The sequence below is a fragment of the Nonomuraea monospora genome (genome assembly GCF_039531895.1).
In the GTDB taxonomy this organism is placed as follows: Bacteria; Actinomycetota; Actinomycetes; order Streptosporangiales; family Streptosporangiaceae; genus Nonomuraea; species Nonomuraea monospora.
Window position 1 is genome coordinate 36,517 of the sequence record NZ_BAAAQX010000019.1, and the last position, 16,041, is coordinate 52,557.

A 16,041-nucleotide genomic window follows, 5' to 3' on the forward strand; every position below is an offset into this window, starting at 1 on the left:
CAAGCGCTTGCTTTAGGTGCCAGACTGGGGGTCATGGAGATCCCGGTGCGTCAGGCCACCGACGACGAGGCGGCCTTCTTCGCCGAGCACGGCTGGGTGCGGCTCGGCCGCCTCGTCCCGCCCGCCGTCGCCGCCGACCTGCGCGAGCGGGCCACGGGCTACCTGGAGGCACGCTCCAAGCAGCACCAGACGCTCGTCGACCAGGCGTTCGGGCAGGCCAGGGACATCGCGGCCAGTGACGAGGCGTTCGGCGCGCTGACCATGAGCCCCGCGATGGGCCGCACCGCCGCCCGGCTGCTGCGCGGCGTCCGCGCGGTACGCGTCCAGGTCACCAACCTGCTCGTCAAGGAGCCCGGCGAGCACGGCGCCACCGAGTTCCACCAGGACTTCCCGTGGATGCCGATGGACCGCTCGGCCATGCTCACCGTCTGGCTGGCCCTGTCCGACGTGCCCGCCGACATGGGCTCGCTGCGCTTCTACGACGGCTCCCACCGCCACGGCCTGCTCGGCCGCAGCTTCACCCGCCCCGGCGACGACCAGCTCACCCAGCACCCCTGGCTCAAGGAGCTGGAGCTGTCGCCGCCGCTCGACCTCAAGGCCGGGGACGCGACCGTCCACCACGCCCTGACCGTGCACGGCGCCCCCGCCAACCGCCGCGACACCCCGCGCCTGTCCTTCACCGTCACCTACTTCGACGCCGACGCCCTCTACACCGGCCTGCCGTACCAGCAGACCGACGGGCTCGGGCTGCGCGTGAACCAGCCGTTCGAGCACGAGAGGTTCCCGTGCCTGAGACCGTGAGGGGCCCGGTCGCCGACCTCGGGGCGACGCTCATGCACGAGCACGTCTTCGGGCTGAGCCCGGAGATCCTGTGGAACTGGCCCGACATCCCGGAAGGCTGGGACCTGGAGGAGCGGGCGCGCGAGGCGGCGGGCAAGCTCGACGCGCTCAAGGCGGCCGGCGTCGACACCATCGTGGACCTCACCGTCGTGGGCCTGGGCAGGTACGTGCCCGCCGTCCAGCGGGTGGCCGAGCTGACCTCCGTCAACATCGTGGCCGCCACCGGCCTCTACACCTACGACGCGCTGCCGCCGTACTTCGGCAACCGCGGCCCAGGATCGTTGTTCGGCGGGCCGGACCGGCTGGCCGAGTTCTTCGTCAGGGACCTCACCGAGGGCATCGGCCGCACCGGCGTCAAGGCCGCCGTCCTGAAGTGCGCCTCCGACCACCTCGGCCTGACCAAGGGCTGCGAGCGGGTGTTCAGAGCCGTCGCCGAGGCGCACCTGGCGACCGGGGCGCCGATCACCACGCACTCCCACAGCGCCTCCAGGGGCGGGCTCGACCAGCAGAAGCTGCTCGCCTCACTGGGCGTGGACCTCGGGCGGGTCGTCATCGGGCACGCCGGCGACTCGACGGACGTGGCCTACCTGGAGGAGCTGGTCGCCAACGGGTCGTACCTGGGCATGGACCGGTTCGGCATCGAGACGATCAGCCCGTTCGAGGACCGGGTGGCGATCGTGGCGGAGATGTGCGCGCGCGGGCACGCCGGCCGGATGGTGCTGAGCCACGACTCCTACTGCTTCAACGACCGCTTCGACGCCGACGTCGTACGGGAGCGGCACCCCCGCTACCACCTGCTGCACATCTCCCGCGACGTGCTGCCCGCGCTGCGCGGGCGGGGCGTCACGGACGACCAGATCCACCAGATGCTCGTCGTCAACCCGGGGAGGATCTTCGCACCATGACCGAGGACTTCGACGTCGGCGCCGATTGGCACGTCGCCGCCCCGTACCCGTTCCTGGCCGGGCTGCGCGAGCGGGCGCCGGTGTTCCGCAGCGAGCACCTGGGCGCGTACGTGCTGACCAGGTACGCCGACGTGCGGGCCGCGTACGGCGACCCCCGGCGCTTCTCCTCCCAGGGCTCGCTGACGATCTCGCGCAGCCTCACCCGGGAGACGCGCGAGAAGCTGGGCGAGCACGGCTCGTTCCTGTCCAGCTTCGTGGCCAACGTGGACCCGCCCGACCACACGCGGCTGCGCCGGTCGGTGTCGAAGGCGTTCACGCCGCGCGCGGTGGCGGCCATGGAGCAGCGGTTCAGGCGGCTGAACGAGGACCTGCTCGACCGGGTGGCGCCGCGCGGGCGGGCCGACTTCGTCACAGAGATCGGCCACGAGCCGTCGATCAAGCTCACCGCCCGCTTCATCGGCGTGCCCGAGGCGGACGAGGCGTTCGTGCAGGCCCGCGTCAAGGACTGGTTCCAGCTCTTCCTCTCGCCGCAGCCGCCGCAGCGGCAACTGGAGCTGGCCGACGGCTTCCTGACCTACCTCGACTACGTGGACCGGCTGGTCGCCGCGCGGGCCAAGGACCCGCGGGACGACTTCACGTCCCTGATGACCGCGCTGATCGGCGTCGAGCTGTCGCACCGCGAGGTGGTGGAGCTGATCTCCACGATCCTGCTCGGCGGCAACGACACCGTGCCCAACCAGCTCGGCAACACCGTCCTGCGGCTGCTGCGCGAGGGCGCCTGGCCGGTGCCGCCCGAGCTGGTCGCGAACGCGTCCGAGGAGTGCATGCGCATCGACGGCGCGTCACTGGGCTCCTTCCGGTACGCCGCCGAGGACGTCTCCCTGCACGGCGTGACGATCCCGCGCGGCGCGCTCGTGCTGCTGTCCACCGACTCGGCCGCCCACGACGGGACGGTCTTCCCCGACCCCGACCGGTTCGTCATCGACCGGCCGAACGCCGCCGAGCACCTGGTGTTCGGCTACGGCATCCACTTCTGCGTGGGGGCCGCGCTGGGACGGCTGCAACTGCGCACGGCGCTGGAGGTGCTCGGCCGGCGGCTGCCGGGGCTGCGGCTCGCGCCCGGCCAGGACGTCGCCTACCGCAAGTCCATCGTGGGCCGCGGCCTGACGTCCCTGCTGGTGGAATGGTGAGCGGGCGGTTCGACGGCAAGGTCGTACTGGTGACGGGCGCAGGGTCCGGCATCGGCGAGGCCTGCGCGGCCCGCTTCGCCGCCGAGGGCGCCTTCGTCGGGGCCCTCGACGTGCGCGCGGCCGGCGCGCGGGCCACCGCCGCCGCCATCCGCGCCCACGGCGGCACCGCGATGGCGCTGACCTGCGACGTCTCCGACGAGAAGCAGGTGCAGGAGGCGATCGCGACGCTGGTGGCCTCCTTCGGCCGGGTGGACGTCCTGCACTCCAACGCCGCCGTGTTCGAGCCCGGCGTGTACGGGCGGGACCGCGAGCTGGAGACGCTCGACGTGGCCGTCTGGGACCGGACCATGGAGGTCAACCTGCGCGGCGCCATGCTCATGGTCAAGCACTCGATGCCTGTCATGCCCGACGGGGGCGCCGTCGTCCTCACCTCGTCGGTGTCCGCGCTGGTGGGTGACTCGGTGCACGCCGCCTACGGGGCGTCCAAGGCGGCCCTGATCGGTTTCACCCGGTACGTGGCGACGATGTACGGCTCGCGCGGCATCCGCTGCAACGCGGTCGCGCCCGCCCTCGTCCTGACCCCGAACGCGCGGCGCGCCATGACGCCCGCGCAGCTCGCCGACAAGGAGGCCGAGCGGCTGCTGCCGTGGGCGTGCTCGGTGGAGGACGTCGCCAACCTGGTGGCCTTCCTGAGCTGCGAGGAGTCGCGCTGCCTGACGGGCCAGACCCTGGTGATCGACTCGGGGACCCTCGCGCACCGGCCGCAGCACGCGGTTGAGCGGTGGCGCTCGCGGCCGTAGGTTGGCGGCTATGGACGATCTTGCGGGGCCGGTGGCGGTAGGGCTGATCGGGGCGGGGCCGTGGGCGCGGATGGCGCACGTGCCGATGCTGGCCAAGGGGCCGCACACGCGGCTGGCCGGCGTGTGGGCGCGCAGGCCGGAGGCGGCGGCCGAGCTGGGGGCGCCGGTGTTCGCGACGGCCGAGGAACTGTTCGAGAACTGCGAGGCGGTGGCGTTCTGCGTGCCGCCCGCCGTGCAGGCCGAGTACGCCGTCCGCGCCGCCCGCGCGGGCAAGGCGCTGCTGCTGGAGAAGCCGCTCGCCGACACCCTGGACAACGCCGAGCGGGTGGCCGCGGCCGTCGCCGAGGCGGGCGTGGCGTCCCAGATGGTGCTGACCCTCAGGTACGCCCCGCAGACCCGCGCGTTCCTGGCCCGCTGCGCCGAGATCGGCCCGTTCGGCGGCCACGCCGCGAGCATCTCCGGCATGCTCCTCGGCGACCACCCCTTCGCCACCCCGTGGCGGCGCGCGCACGGCCCCCTGCTCGACGTCGGCCCGCACCTGATCGACGTCCTGGACGCCGCCCTGGGCCGCGTCACCGGCGTGCGCGCGCACGGCCGGGCGCTCGGCTGGATCGGCCTGCTGCTCGACCACGAGGGGGGCGCCGTCAGCGAGGTGTCCCTGTGCATGACCGCCGGCGGCGACCAGCCTCCGCAGACGATCGCCGTGTACGGCCGCGCGGGCGGCGCCGTCCTGCCGCACTTCGAGGAGGACCCCCTGGAGACGATCGCCGAGGAGTTCGCCGCGACCGTGCGCGCGGGCGGCGGGCACCCCCTCGACGCCGCCCACGGGCTGCGGCTGCAGCGGATCATCGCCGAGGCGCAGGCCCAACTCGCCCCTTGACGCAGGCGGCATCTGGGGCATTGATAACGTTTGTCCGATGCGCAGAGCGCAGCGAAGTCCGGTGTGAGTCCGGCGCTGTCCCGCAACTGTCATAGCCAGGTCGCCTGCCTCCGCGCTGACGTCATCAACCCTCGTGGAAAAGGGTGATCCGTCGCTCAACGCGGGTCTCTCGGTTCCGAACAGTGTGAAAGGACTTCTCGTGAGGCCCGTACGCACGGCCTTCGCGGGCGCGCTGCTGGGAACGCTCCTCCTGGCCGGATGCGGCCAGAGCGGCGACACCACCACGGCGACCGCCCCCACCACGGCCCCCGCCCCCGCCCCCGCCTCCTCCTCCGCCGGCTTCCCCGTCACCGTCGAGGCGGCCAACGGCAAGATCACCATCTCCAAGAAGCCGGAGCGGATCGTCTCGCTGTCGGCCACCCACACCGAGACGCTCTTCGCCATCGGGGCGGGACCCCAGGTCATCGCGGTCGACAACCAGTCGAACTTCCCGCCCGAGGCGCCCAAGACCGACCTGTCCGGCTTCAAGCCGAACGTCGAGGCCATCGTCGCCCAGAAGCCCGACCTCGTCATCGTCTCCGACGACCTCGACCAGGTCGTCGCCGAGCTGGGCAAGGTGAACGTGCCCGTCCTGCTCCAGCCCGCCGCCACCAAGCTCGACGAGGCGTACGAGGAGATCGCCGAGCTGGGCGCCGCCACCGGCAACCAGGCCAAGGCGGACGAGCTCGTCTCCGGCATGAAGGACACCATCGGCAAGCTGGCCGCGCAGGCCCCCAAGAGCGGCGAGCTGACCTACTACCACGAGCTCGACACCACGCCCTACGCCGCCACGTCCCAGACCTTCATCGGCCAGATCTACGGCCTGTTCGGCCTGACCAACATCGCGGACAAGGCGCCCGACGCCGCAGGCGGCTACCCCAAGTTGTCCGCCGAGTTCGTCGCCCAGGCCGACCCGGACCTGATCTTCCTGGCCGACGTCAAGTGCTGCCAGCAGAGCAAGGACACCCTCGCCGAGCGGCCCGGCTGGAAGAACCTGTCCGCGATCAAGAACGACCAGGTGATCCAGCTCGACGACGACATCGCCTCCCGCTGGGGGCCGCGCGTCGTGGACCTCGCCGAGGCCATCGGCGCCGCCGTGTCCAAGGCGGGCACCGGCTGACATGGTGACGCAGGCCGGCCCGTCCAGGGCCAGACCCCTGTGGGTGGTGGGCGCGCTGGGCGTGCTGGCCGTCTCCATGATCGCCGCCCTGCTCGACGGGGCGGCCGACATCTCGCCGTGGCAGGTCGTGCTGCAGGTCGTGGACTGGCTGCCGTTCACCCACGTGGACTCCGGGCTGGCGCCCGTCGAGCAGGGGCTGCTGTTCGAGCTGCGGCTGCCCCGCGTGCTGGTCGCCGCCGTCGTCGGCGGGCTGCTGGCGATGGCCGGCGCCGGCTACCAGGGCGTGTTCCGCAACCCGCTCGCCGATCCCTACCTGCTCGGCGCCGCCGCCGGTGCCGGGCTGGCGGCGACCGCGGCCATCGTGCTGCTGCCCGCCGTGGCCGGGAGCATCCCCGTGGCCGCCTTCCTGGGGGCCGTCGGGGGCGTGTTCCTGGCGTACACGCTGGGCAACACCGCCGGGCGGGCCGGCGGCACCGCCACGCTCGTGCTCGCCGGGGTGGCGGTCACGTCGTTCCTCACCGCGATCCAGACGTTCGTCCAGCAGTTCAAGGTCGAGGAGCTGCAGCGCATCTACTCGTGGATCCTCGGCGACGTCGGCGGCGGGTGGGACCAGCTCTGGCTCGTCCTGCCCTACGCCGCCGTCTCCGCCGTGCTGCTCCTGCTGCACGGGCGCATGCTGGACGTGCTGTCCGTCGGCGACGAGGAGGCCGCCAGCCTCGGGCTGCGGGCCGCCAGGGTGCGCCTCGTCGTGCTGCTGGCCGCGTCCCTGGCCACCGCGGCGGCCGTGGCGGTGAGCGGGCTGATCGGGTTCGTCGGGATCGTGGTGCCGCACGTCGTACGGCGGATCGCGGGCGGCTCGTACCGGATCGTGCTGCCGCTGTCGATGATCGGCGGGGCCGCGTTCCTCGTGCTGGCCGACCTCGTGGCCCGCACCGTGCTCGCGCCCGCCGAGCTGCCGATCGGGGTCGTGACCATGTTCGTCGGCGCGCCGTTCTTCGTGGCCGTGCTCCGCATGACCAGGCGGACCAGCACATGATCAGCGCCAGCGGCCTGTCCGTGCGGCTCGGGGAGCGCGACGTCCTCGACGGCGTGAACCTGGAGGTGCGGCGCGGCGAGTGGGTGGGCGTCATCGGGCCCAACGGAGCCGGCAAGTCCACCCTGCTCAAAGCCCTCATGGGGCTGGTCGCGCACCGGGGCGGCGTGCTGCTCGACTCGCGGCCGTCCGGCGGCCTCAAGCCGCGCGAGCGCGCCAGACTGCTCGCCTACGCGCCGCAGACCCCCGCCCTCCCACCCGACATGTCGGTCTTCGACTACGCGCTGCTCGGCCGCACCCCCTACATCCCCTACCTCGGACGCGAGAGCCGCCACGACCGCGAGGTCACCCGCTCCGTCCTGGAACGCCTGGACCTGACCGCGCTGGCCGGCCGCCGCGTCGGCGAATTGTCCGGCGGCGAGCGGCAACGCGTCGTCCTCGCCAGGGCGCTCGCCCAGGAGGCCCCCGCCCTGCTGCTCGACGAGCCCACCACCGCGCTCGACCTGGGCCACCAGCAGCAGGTCCTGGAGCTGGTGGACCGGCTGCGCCGCACCGACGGCCTCACCGTCGTCACCACCCTGCACGACCTGACCGTCGCCGGCCTCTACGCCGACTCCCTCCTGCTCCTGACCGGCGGCCGGGCCGTCGCCTCCGGCGAGCCCGCCCAGGTGCTCACCGAGGAACTCGTCGGCCGCCACTTCGACGCCCATGTCAAGATCGAGCCAGGGCCCGACGGGCGGCCCGTCGTGCACCTCGTGCGAGGAGGGTCGTGAAGCTCAGCTATCGCGTCGAGGAGGGGACCCGGCTCGGGTCCCTGCTCTGGGAGTTCGGGCCCGGGTGGCGGATGATCTCCTCCGCCATGCTCGGGGGCGGCATCGGGGTGCGCGAGTGGGTGCTGAACGCGCAGGTCGTCGCCGGGTACGCGCGGATGGACCCGGTCGATCACCTGGCGTCGCTCGGGCCCTCCGAGGGGGCGGGGGTCGGGATGATGACCGCGGCCTCCGTGGATCGGTACGTGCGGGCGGCCGACGGGGGTGTGGAGGCTTACGCGACCGTGGGGCTCCGGGTGCCCACCTGGGCTGCCGCGCCCGAGGGGCACGTGGATCCCGAGCTGGCGCCCATCCGGGTGGGGACCATCAACATCGTGGTGGTGCTGCCCGTGGCCATGACGGACGCGGCGCTGGTCAACACCGTGATGACCGTCACCGAGGCGAAGACGCAGGCGCTCGTGGAGACGGGCTTCGCCGGGACGGGGACCGCTTCCGACGCTGTGTGCGTGGTGGTGCCCGTGGCGGGGGAGGAGGAGGTGTTCGGGGGGCCACGGTCGGAGTGGGGGGCCCGGGTGGCCCGAGCCGTGCACGCGGCGGTGCGTCGCGGGGCCGAAGGGTGGCGGCCTCGTCACTTAAAGCGAGGGAAGTAGCATGTGGGCGAGGGTGAGACTCCCGATACTGAGCAGGTGACCGCATTGGCGATCGAACCGACGCGCGCCGACCCCGACGCGCCTTTCACTGTCGACGACCTGCTCGAGTTCCCCGACGATGGGCACCGCTACGAGCTCTTCAACGGAAGCCTGCTGGTGAGCCCTGCCCCGACCCCTCCGCACCAGGACGCGATCTTCGTTCTGCAGATGATTCTGCACCAGGCCAAGCCTCCGCATCTGAAGGTGTTCTCGACAGTCAATGTGCGCGCGAGCGACATCGACTTCTACATCCCCGACCTCGTGGTCGTGCCGAAAATCGCGGCGAGGAACACGAAGCTGATGTTCCGCCCCAGCGACGTGCTGCTGGCTGTAGAGGTCGTCAGCCCGAGCACCAAATCAACGGACAGGAGGTTGAAGCCCGAGGCATACGCGGCTGCGGGCATCCCCAGCTACTGGCGCTTCGAGTCGAGCCCCGGCCCGGAACTCCACGTGTACGAACTGGACGGCGGCGCCTACAGCGAACCCTCCGTCCACAAGGCCGGGACCACCGTCACCCTGTCCGCGCCCTACACCGTCAGCTTCGACCCCGCCGACCTGATCGACGCCGACTAGCCGACCCCGTAGTCCTGTGCCGCCCCTCGCGCCGACACGCGCCCGGCGTCGAGGTCGGCCACCACCGCCCCCCGCTCCCGCTCCGACACGGGCCCCAGCCCACCCCCGCCCGTCGTCTCCACGATGAACGCCTCCCCGGCCGCGAACCGCACATTGTTCACCTTGGACGCCAGCCGCTCCACCGCCCCATCCACCCGCCGCCGATAGAACCCGCCGACCCGCCCAGGCAGCCCACCCTCCCGCCCAGGAGGCGCGAGCCGCAGCCGGTCGCCGCGCGTGGTGACGTGGCAGTCCGCCAGGAACCGGTAGACGGTGCGCGACCCCAGCCCGCCCCGGTGCCGCCCAGGCCCGCCCGAGTCGGGGATCGTCTCGATCGACTCCACGATGAGCGGGCAGCGGCTCTCCACCGGCTCCACCTGCGGCACCGAGTTCCGGCCGACGCCGAAGTGCACGCCCGTCGCGTCCGGCCCGTCGAGGCCGCGGCGCGCGCCGACGCCACCGAAGTCGTACGACAGGTGGATCCAGTACGGCGCCCCCACCGCCGCGATCGAGAACGGCTGCAGGATCCCGCTGGCCGCGATGGCACGCTCGGGCACCGCGTCCGACAGCGCCTGGAAGACGGCCTCCATGGCGGCGTAGATGGGCACGTAACGGCCGCCGCAGGGGTGCGGGGAGCGGGCGTTGAGCAGGGAGCCCTCGGGCAGGTGCACGTCGATGGCGCGCAGGCAGCCGTCGTTCATCGGGATCGTCGGGTCGAGGAAGCAGCGGATCGCGAACACGGCGGCGGCCAGCGACTGCGACGCCGACGCGTTGATGGCGGCGGGCACCTGCGGGTCGGTGCCGGAGAAGTCGAGCGCCGCCGTGCGCGGGCCGAGGGTGACGGCGACGCGGACGTGATGGCACCGGTCGGGGTCGAGGCCGTCGTCGTCGATCGGGTACGACGCCTCGAAGCGGCCTTCCGGCAGCTCCGCCAGCGCCGCCCTGGTCCTGTCCTCGGTATAGGTCAGGTAGTCGTCGACGCCCGCGGCGAGGCCGTCCGCGCCGTACTCCGCGATCAGGGACTCCAGCCGGGTGGCGGCCACCGCCGTGCCTGCCACCAGGGCCCGTACGTCACCCATGACCTTGTCCGGGGTGCGGCTGTTGGCCTGCAGGATCGCCTCGACCGAGGGCTCCAGGCCGGCGGCGGTGGCCAGGCGGACCGGGGGGAGCTGCAGGCCCTCCAGGAAGATGTCCGTGGCCAGCGGGGCCATGCCGCCCGCCGAGAGGCCGCCCAGGTCGGAGACGTGGATCATGGTGGCGGTGAAGTAGGCGGGGGCGCCGTGGACGAAGACCGGCCGGTAGACGAGCAGGTCGTTGGTGTGCACGCCGCCCCGGTAGGCGTCGTTGAGCGCGTACACGTCGCCGGGGCGCATCGTGTGCGGCGGGAGGTCCTTGAGCAGCTCGGGGAGGGCGAGCTTGAGCGCCATGCTGTTCATCAGCGTAGTGGCCATGGAGTGGGCGATCAGGCGGCCCCTGGCGTCGAGGACCGCCGCGGAGGCGTCCGAGCCTTCGACGATGAAGGTCGAGTACGCCGAGCGGACCACCACGATGCTGGCCTCCTCGGCGGCCACGACGAGGGCGTTCCTGAGCACCTCGGCGGTCAGCGGGTCGGTCATGGGATGCTCCGGGTGAGGTGGACGGCCTGGGCGGGGGTGAGGCGGGCGGTCCAGCCCGGTGGGATGACGATCGTGGAGCCGGGGTCCTCGACGATGGCGGGGCCGTCGGCCCGGCCGCCCGCTCCGGCGAGGGTGTCCCTGGTGTGGACGGGGACGTCGGTGTAGCCGCCGCATTCCGGGAAGTACGCCTTGCGGGTGCCCGCCGTTGGCGTCGCGCCGGGCTCTGCCGTCCGCGCCGCGCCGGATTCCGCCGTACGGCCTTCCGCCGCACCGGCGCCGAGAGGGGCCCCGCCGTCCGGAGGGGCGTCATCCGGCGGGGTGGTGACGCGGACGCGGTAGCTGACCAGCTCGACCTCCCCCCGCTGCGTGATCCCGTACACCTCCGCGTACCGGCGGAAGAACCGCGACTCCAGCACGTCCCGATCGCCGGACCACTCCACCGTGAGGTCGTGCGACTGGCCCTTGAAGCGGACGTCCACCGAGCGCAGCACCCGCACCCCGGGCGCGGACAGCGAGAGGCCGAGGTCGGCGGCGGCGTCCCCGGCCAGGGAGGTGAAGATCGCCTCGGGGTCGGGGGCGTCGAGGCGGGACAGGACCCGGTCGGTGGACAGGGCGCCCGACAGCAGCCCGGCCGCCGACGCCACCCCGCAGTGCGCCGGCACCGCCACCGTCCCGATGCCGAACCGCTCGGCCACCCTGGCCGCGTGCATCGGCCCCGCGCCGCCGAAGGCGACCAGCGCGAAGCCGCGCGGGTCGATGCCGCGCTGCACCGTGACCACGTGCACGGCCGACGCCATGGACGCGCTGACGATCTCGTGCACGGCGTACGCGGCCTCCTCGCGCGTCACCCCCAGCGGCGAGGCGAGCCGGTCCAGCGCCTTGTCCGCGAGCGGCGGCGACAGCGGGATGGAGGCCGAGGACAGGTAGCCGAGCACGAGGTTGGCGTCCGTGACGGTCGGCTCCGAGCCGCCGAGGCCGTAGCAGGCGGGGCCGGGGGAGGAGCCGGCCGAGCGCGGGCCGACGCGCAGCGCGCCCGCGGGGTCGAGCCAGGCCACGCTGCCGCCGCCCGCCCCCACCTCGGCCAGGTCGATGGCCGGGGTCTTGATGGGCACGCCGGTGCCCGCCCGCCGCCCGCCGAAGCTGCCCTTGCCGCCCACGTGGAACTCGTGGGTGATCTCCGGCCGCCCGCCGCGCACCACGCACGTCTTGGCGGTGGTCCCGCCCATGTCGAACGAGATCGCCTCCGCGAACCCGGCCCCGGTCGCCGCCAGCACCCCGGCGGCCGGGCCGGACTCGATCGTGGCGACGGCCCGCCTGGCGGCCAGCTCGGCGGAGATCACGCCGCCGCTGGACTCCATGACGTGGACGGGCGCGTGGATGCCCAGCTCCGCGAGCCGTTCGCGCAGGCGGGAGAGGTAGGAGGCCATCAGCGGGCCGATGTAGGCGGACATGATGGCGGTGGTGGCGCGCTCGTACTCGCGGATCTCGGGCCACACCTCGGACGAGATGACGACGGCGGGGATCGTGGCGCGCAGGATCCGCGCCACCCGCCGTTCGTGGTCGGGGTTGGCGTAGGAGTGCAGCAGGCACACCGCCGCCGACTCGATGCCGCGGGCCGCGATCGCGTCGGCGACCCGGTGCACGGAGCCGGTGTCGAGAGGTGTCAGTACGGCGCCGCGGGCCGAGACGCGTTCGACCACCTCGAAGCAGTCGCCGGGCGCGACCGGGGGAGGGGGCGGGGTGAAGCGCAGGTCGTAGCGGTCCTCCTCGACGCGCGCGTACCGGCCGAGTGGGATGGCGGCCCGAAAGCCCTGTGTCGTGACATAGGCGACACGTACGCCCTTGCGTTCGAGCACCGCGTTGGTGGCCAGAGTGGTCGCGTGGACCACCCGCGTGACCTGCGCCGGGTCGCGTCCGCCGAGCACGCGCGTAACGCCGGAGACGATGCCCGCGATGGGGTCGTAGTGGGTGCTCAAACATTTGGCCACGGATATCGCGCCGGACGTGCCTCTCAGGACCACGTCGGTGAAGGTGCCGCCGACATCGACGCCGATCGCGTAACCCATCCAGGTACGTTATGTCCCCGAGCAAGCGCTTGTCTATGTGGTGGTCTATTGACTTACGCCATGTGATTGGGAACCTGGTCCTATTCCAGTGTTTGGAGCGGAGATGGCGCGCCTCACAGCTCTTGCCGGTGGCGCCGCGGTGGCACTGGTGCTCATCGCGACACCGGTCGCGGCCCACGAGCACCCGAGCGGGATCACCGACCTGGTGAGCCCGGCCGTGGTGCGGCTGGAAGCCGTGTCCCACGTGAAGATCACCCTGCTCGACCACATCGGCGAGCTGAAACACGTGGACCGTTCCTACAGCCTGCCGTTCGCCGCGGGCACGGGCACGGTCGTCAACCCCGACGGCACCGTCGTGGCGCTCAGGCGCCTGGCGGTGAACGCGAACGACGTCGCCATCTACGCCGCCAACAAGATCTTCGCCGAGCACCACAAGGTGAAGATCCCGGCCGACTACGACAAGCACACGCTCTCCGACGACCTGCTCGACGAGCATCTCCAGCAGTGCTACAAGCCCGAGAGCGACACCGCCACCTGCATCGTCAGCGTCACCACCGACATCACGGCCTATCCCAACGTCTCACCGGCCAGCGCCGACGGCTACAAGGTCAAGTGCATCAAGGCCGGTCCCAACCCCGACGACCCGGCCGTGCTGGTGCCGCTGACGCCCGTCGCGGGCGGCGTCGGCATGCCGACCGCGCCGCTCGCCGACAAGGTGCCCGACCAGGAGGGCTCGCCCACCAACGTAGCCGGCTTCCTCGGCAGGCCTGGCCCGAACGTGGCGCACACCGTGGAGATCGCCCACCTGGGCAAGGGCGGCGTCGCCGGCGGCGCGGGCAGGCCGTTCGCCGACCCGGAGAAGAAGGTCGACGAGCCGGTCAAGCTGGGCGGCCTCGCCGACAAGGGCCTGGTCGGCGCGCCCATCATCGGCGACAAGGACGGCCACGTCATCGGCCTGCTGGTCGGCGGCGGCAAGGACGGCAAGATGATCGGCGTCAAGGAGGTCACCGCCATCCTGGCCGCGGCCAAGGTGGTGCCGCGCAGAGGCGCCATCGACACCGCCTTCGAGGCGGCCCTGACCCGGTATCACACGAAGTACTACACCGAGGCCGCGCCCGGCTTCCAGCGCGTGCTGGAGCTCTACCCCGGCAACGTGGTGGCCGCAGCCCTGCTGAAGACCTCGCTGGCCAAGCGGGGCGGCCCCGAGGACCAGGGCACCAAGAGGGCGTCGAGCGAGCCCGAGGGGTCCACGCCGCTGTGGCCGTTCATCGCGGCGGCCGGAATTCTTTTCATCGCGGCGGGGGGCGGGGCGTATCTGCTGTGGCGCCGCCGCACTCCTGAAAGACAGACAGAACTGCCACAGCCGCTGGCGGCCAGTCCACCGCTCGACGACGGTGCGAACCAGACCGTGGTCGTGCGGCGGTCCCAGTCGTTCCAAGTGGCCCCGCAGCAACAGCAGGTGATGACCGCGCCGGACCCGGCGATCAAGTACTGCACCTCGTGCGGCATGAGACTCGGACCGGCGCATCGATTCTGCGGCTACTGCGGCCACCCCATCGAGACGTGATGCCATTGAACGAAAGATCGCTCATCGGCCAGGAGGTGGCCGGGTACTACATCGAGGACATCGTCGGCAAGGGCGGCATGGCCGTCGTCTACCTGGCACTCGACCCGAGGTTGAGCCGCCGGGTGGCGCTGAAGATCCTCAACCCGGTGCTCAGCGTCGACGACAGGTTCAGGCAACGGTTCATCCTGGAGTCCAGGACGGTCGCCAGCATCGAGCACCCCAACATCATCCCGATCTACGAGGCGAACGCCGACGTGGACGGCGTCCTGTACATCGCCATGCGGTACGTGGACGGCCTCGACCTGCGCCGCCTCATCTACGACCGAGGGCCGCTGCCGATCGGGCAGGCGAACCAGATCTTCGCGCAGACGGCCGCCGCGCTCGACGCCGCCCACGCGCACGACCTGATCCACCGCGACGTCAAACCGGCCAACATCCTGCTCGCCGGTGACCACGTCTACCTGACCGACTTCGGCATCACCAAGCACCGCTCGTCCATCTCCGGGCTGACCCAGACCGACCAGTTCATCGGCACGCCCCGGTACATGTCGCCCGAGCAGATCAACAAGGAGCACATCGACGGCCGCTGCGACCAGTACGCGCTGGCCTGCGTGGTCTACGAGGCGCTGTCGGCGCGGCTGCCGTTCCAGCGCGAGAACGACATCGCGCTGCTCTGGGCGCACCTGGCCGAGCAGCCGCCGCCGCTGTCGCAACTGCGGCCCGAGCTGCCCGCGCAGGTGGACGGCGTGATCATGCGCGCGCTGGCCAAGTCGCCCGAGCAGCGGTACGCGACCTGCACCGAGTTCGTGACCGCGCTGCGCGACGCGATCAGCGGGCACCAGCAGGACCCCTTCGGCGACCCGTTCGGCGGCTTCGGCCCGCGGTCGAACCTGGGATCCGGGTCGCACCTCGTGCCGCCTCCCGGGCAGAGCCCGCACTCCGGGCCCTATCCCGTGCAGCGTCCGGGGGCCCACGCGGCGCCCCAGCCGGGGCCTGGCTCGGGGCCGCACTCCATTCCCGGCTCAGGGCATGGCGCGGGGCATGGCGCGGGGCATGGCGCGGGGCATGGCGCGGGGCATGGCGCGGGGCCTGGTTCAGGGCCTGGTTCGGGGCCGCATTCCGTGCCGGGCGGGGCGGGGCAGGGGCGCGACTCCGGGCCGGGCTCCGTGCCGCCGTTCGCGGCGCCGTTCACGCGGGCTCCGGCGGGCGGCCCGGCCACCCAGCCGGCCGGCCAGCCGGGCACCCGGTCGGGCGCCCGGCCGGCCCGTGCGGCGGGCAAGCGGCCGGGCAGGGTGCCGATCGTGGCCGCCACGCTGGTGGCCGCCGTGGCCGCGCTCGCCCTGGTGGCGTTCGTGATCATGAACAACCGCGGCGACACCTGGACGACGTACAAGACCAGCGCCGCCGCGCCGCTCACGTTCGACTACCCGGGCGACTGGACGGTGCGCACCCACCAGGACCTGTTCGCCGTGGCGTCCTCGCACGCCACGGAGTTCGAGGAGCTGTTCGTGGCCGGCCCGGGCGCCGACTGGTCCAAGGTGAAGGAGATCGTCAACAGCGACCCCGAGGGCGTCGCCGGCGTGTACGTCCAGGTCTCCGACACCCTCGACGCCAGCGGCACCGCCGAGCTGATGAAGCCCAAGATGGAGGCCCTGCTCCCCGGCCAGGTCGACCTCGACAAACCCGTGCAGGACCAGGCGGGCAGCAGCCCCGCCACCCGCTTCGACGGCTCCCTGCACGACCCGGCCAGCGGCGCCAGGCTCGCCTTCGTGAGCTACGTGATCAACCGCGAGCCCAAGACCATGCTGATCATGTACTTCTGCGGCAAGACGAGCTGCGACGACGCCACCCAGACGAGGTTCAGGCAGAGCGTGCGGCTGTCCTGACTTGGAACTCACTTGCGTACGGCTTGGC

14 protein-coding genes are annotated in these 16,041 nt (G+C 72.3%); 12 read left to right on the plus strand and 2 right to left on the minus strand.

The window, feature by feature from the left end; all coding sequences use genetic code 11:
• Positions 1 to 33 precede the first annotated feature (33 nt).
• The 10 genes from ABD331_RS32135 to ABD331_RS32180 all read left to right on the plus strand — a co-directional run bounded on the left by ABD331_RS32135 (position 34) and on the right by ABD331_RS32180 (position 8,839).
• Positions 34 to 801, plus strand: coding sequence for a phytanoyl-CoA dioxygenase family protein (locus ABD331_RS32135; RefSeq protein ID WP_344482884.1), 768 nt, complete (start codon positions 34 to 36; stop codon positions 799 to 801).
• Positions 786 to 1,745 (plus strand): phosphotriesterase family protein, encoded by a 960-nt coding sequence (locus ABD331_RS32140; RefSeq protein WP_344482886.1) that lies wholly within the window; start codon positions 786 to 788, stop codon positions 1,743 to 1,745. The genes ABD331_RS32135 and ABD331_RS32140 overlap by 16 nt, the downstream gene beginning before the upstream one ends.
• The gene (locus ABD331_RS32145; protein ID WP_344482888.1) at positions 1,742 to 2,935 is read left to right on the plus strand and encodes a cytochrome P450; all 1,194 of its coding nucleotides are present in this window, start codon (positions 1,742 to 1,744) and stop codon (positions 2,933 to 2,935) included. The genes ABD331_RS32140 and ABD331_RS32145 overlap by 4 nt, the downstream gene beginning before the upstream one ends.
• Complete coding sequence (locus ABD331_RS32150) at positions 2,932 to 3,735, plus strand: SDR family NAD(P)-dependent oxidoreductase (RefSeq protein WP_344482891.1); 804 nt, start codon at positions 2,932 to 2,934, stop codon at positions 3,733 to 3,735. The genes ABD331_RS32145 and ABD331_RS32150 overlap by 4 nt, the downstream gene beginning before the upstream one ends.
• A 10-nt stretch (positions 3,736 to 3,745) precedes the next feature.
• Positions 3,746 to 4,615, plus strand: a complete 870-nt coding sequence (locus tag ABD331_RS32155) for a Gfo/Idh/MocA family protein (protein ID WP_344482893.1) — start codon at positions 3,746 to 3,748, stop codon at positions 4,613 to 4,615.
• Positions 4,616 to 4,814: 199 nt separating this feature from the next.
• Complete coding sequence (locus tag ABD331_RS32160; protein WP_344482896.1) at positions 4,815 to 5,774, plus strand: ABC transporter substrate-binding protein; 960 nt, start codon at positions 4,815 to 4,817, stop codon at positions 5,772 to 5,774.
• A 1-nt stretch (position 5,775) separates the two neighbouring features.
• The gene (locus ABD331_RS32165; protein ID WP_344482899.1) at positions 5,776 to 6,810 is read left to right on the plus strand and encodes a FecCD family ABC transporter permease; all 1,035 of its coding nucleotides are present in this window, start codon (positions 5,776 to 5,778) and stop codon (positions 6,808 to 6,810) included.
• A complete protein-coding gene (locus tag ABD331_RS32170; RefSeq protein ID WP_344482902.1) occupies positions 6,807 to 7,580 on the plus strand; it encodes an ABC transporter ATP-binding protein in 774 nt (257 codons plus the stop codon). Before ABD331_RS32165 ends, ABD331_RS32170 begins: the two co-directional genes overlap by 4 nt.
• Positions 7,577 to 8,227, plus strand: a complete 651-nt coding sequence (locus ABD331_RS32175; RefSeq protein WP_344482904.1) for an adenosylcobinamide amidohydrolase — start codon at positions 7,577 to 7,579, stop codon at positions 8,225 to 8,227. The genes ABD331_RS32170 and ABD331_RS32175 overlap by 4 nt, the downstream gene beginning before the upstream one ends.
• Before the next feature lie 36 nt (positions 8,228 to 8,263).
• Positions 8,264 to 8,839 (plus strand): Uma2 family endonuclease, encoded by a 576-nt coding sequence (locus tag ABD331_RS32180; protein ID WP_344482906.1) that lies wholly within the window; start codon positions 8,264 to 8,266, stop codon positions 8,837 to 8,839.
• On the opposite strand, the gene ABD331_RS32185 is transcribed toward ABD331_RS32180, so the two are convergent.
• Together ABD331_RS32185 and ABD331_RS32190 are read right to left on the minus strand one after the other, a co-directional pair.
• Complete coding sequence (locus tag ABD331_RS32185; protein WP_344482908.1) at positions 8,836 to 10,494, minus strand: hydantoinase B/oxoprolinase family protein; 1,659 nt, start codon at positions 10,492 to 10,494, stop codon at positions 8,836 to 8,838. The genes ABD331_RS32180 and ABD331_RS32185 overlap by 4 nt on opposite strands.
• Complete coding sequence (locus ABD331_RS32190) at positions 10,491 to 12,560, minus strand: hydantoinase/oxoprolinase family protein (RefSeq protein WP_344482912.1); 2,070 nt, start codon at positions 12,558 to 12,560, stop codon at positions 10,491 to 10,493. Before ABD331_RS32190 ends, ABD331_RS32185 begins: the two co-directional genes overlap by 4 nt.
• A gap of 103 nt (positions 12,561 to 12,663) precedes the next feature.
• On the opposite strand from ABD331_RS32190, the gene ABD331_RS32195 reads away from it, so the two are divergent.
• Together ABD331_RS32195 and ABD331_RS32200 are read left to right on the plus strand one after the other, a co-directional pair.
• Entirely contained in the window at positions 12,664 to 14,127 is a 1,464-nt protein-coding gene (locus tag ABD331_RS32195) for a zinc ribbon domain-containing protein (protein WP_344482915.1), read from the plus strand.
• Positions 14,127 to 16,013 carry a serine/threonine protein kinase gene (locus ABD331_RS32200; protein WP_344482918.1) on the plus strand — a complete coding sequence of 629 codons (1,887 nt, stop codon included), beginning with the start codon at positions 14,127 to 14,129 and terminating at the stop codon, positions 16,011 to 16,013. Before ABD331_RS32195 ends, ABD331_RS32200 begins: the two co-directional genes overlap by 1 nt.
• Positions 16,014 to 16,041 lie beyond the last annotated feature (28 nt).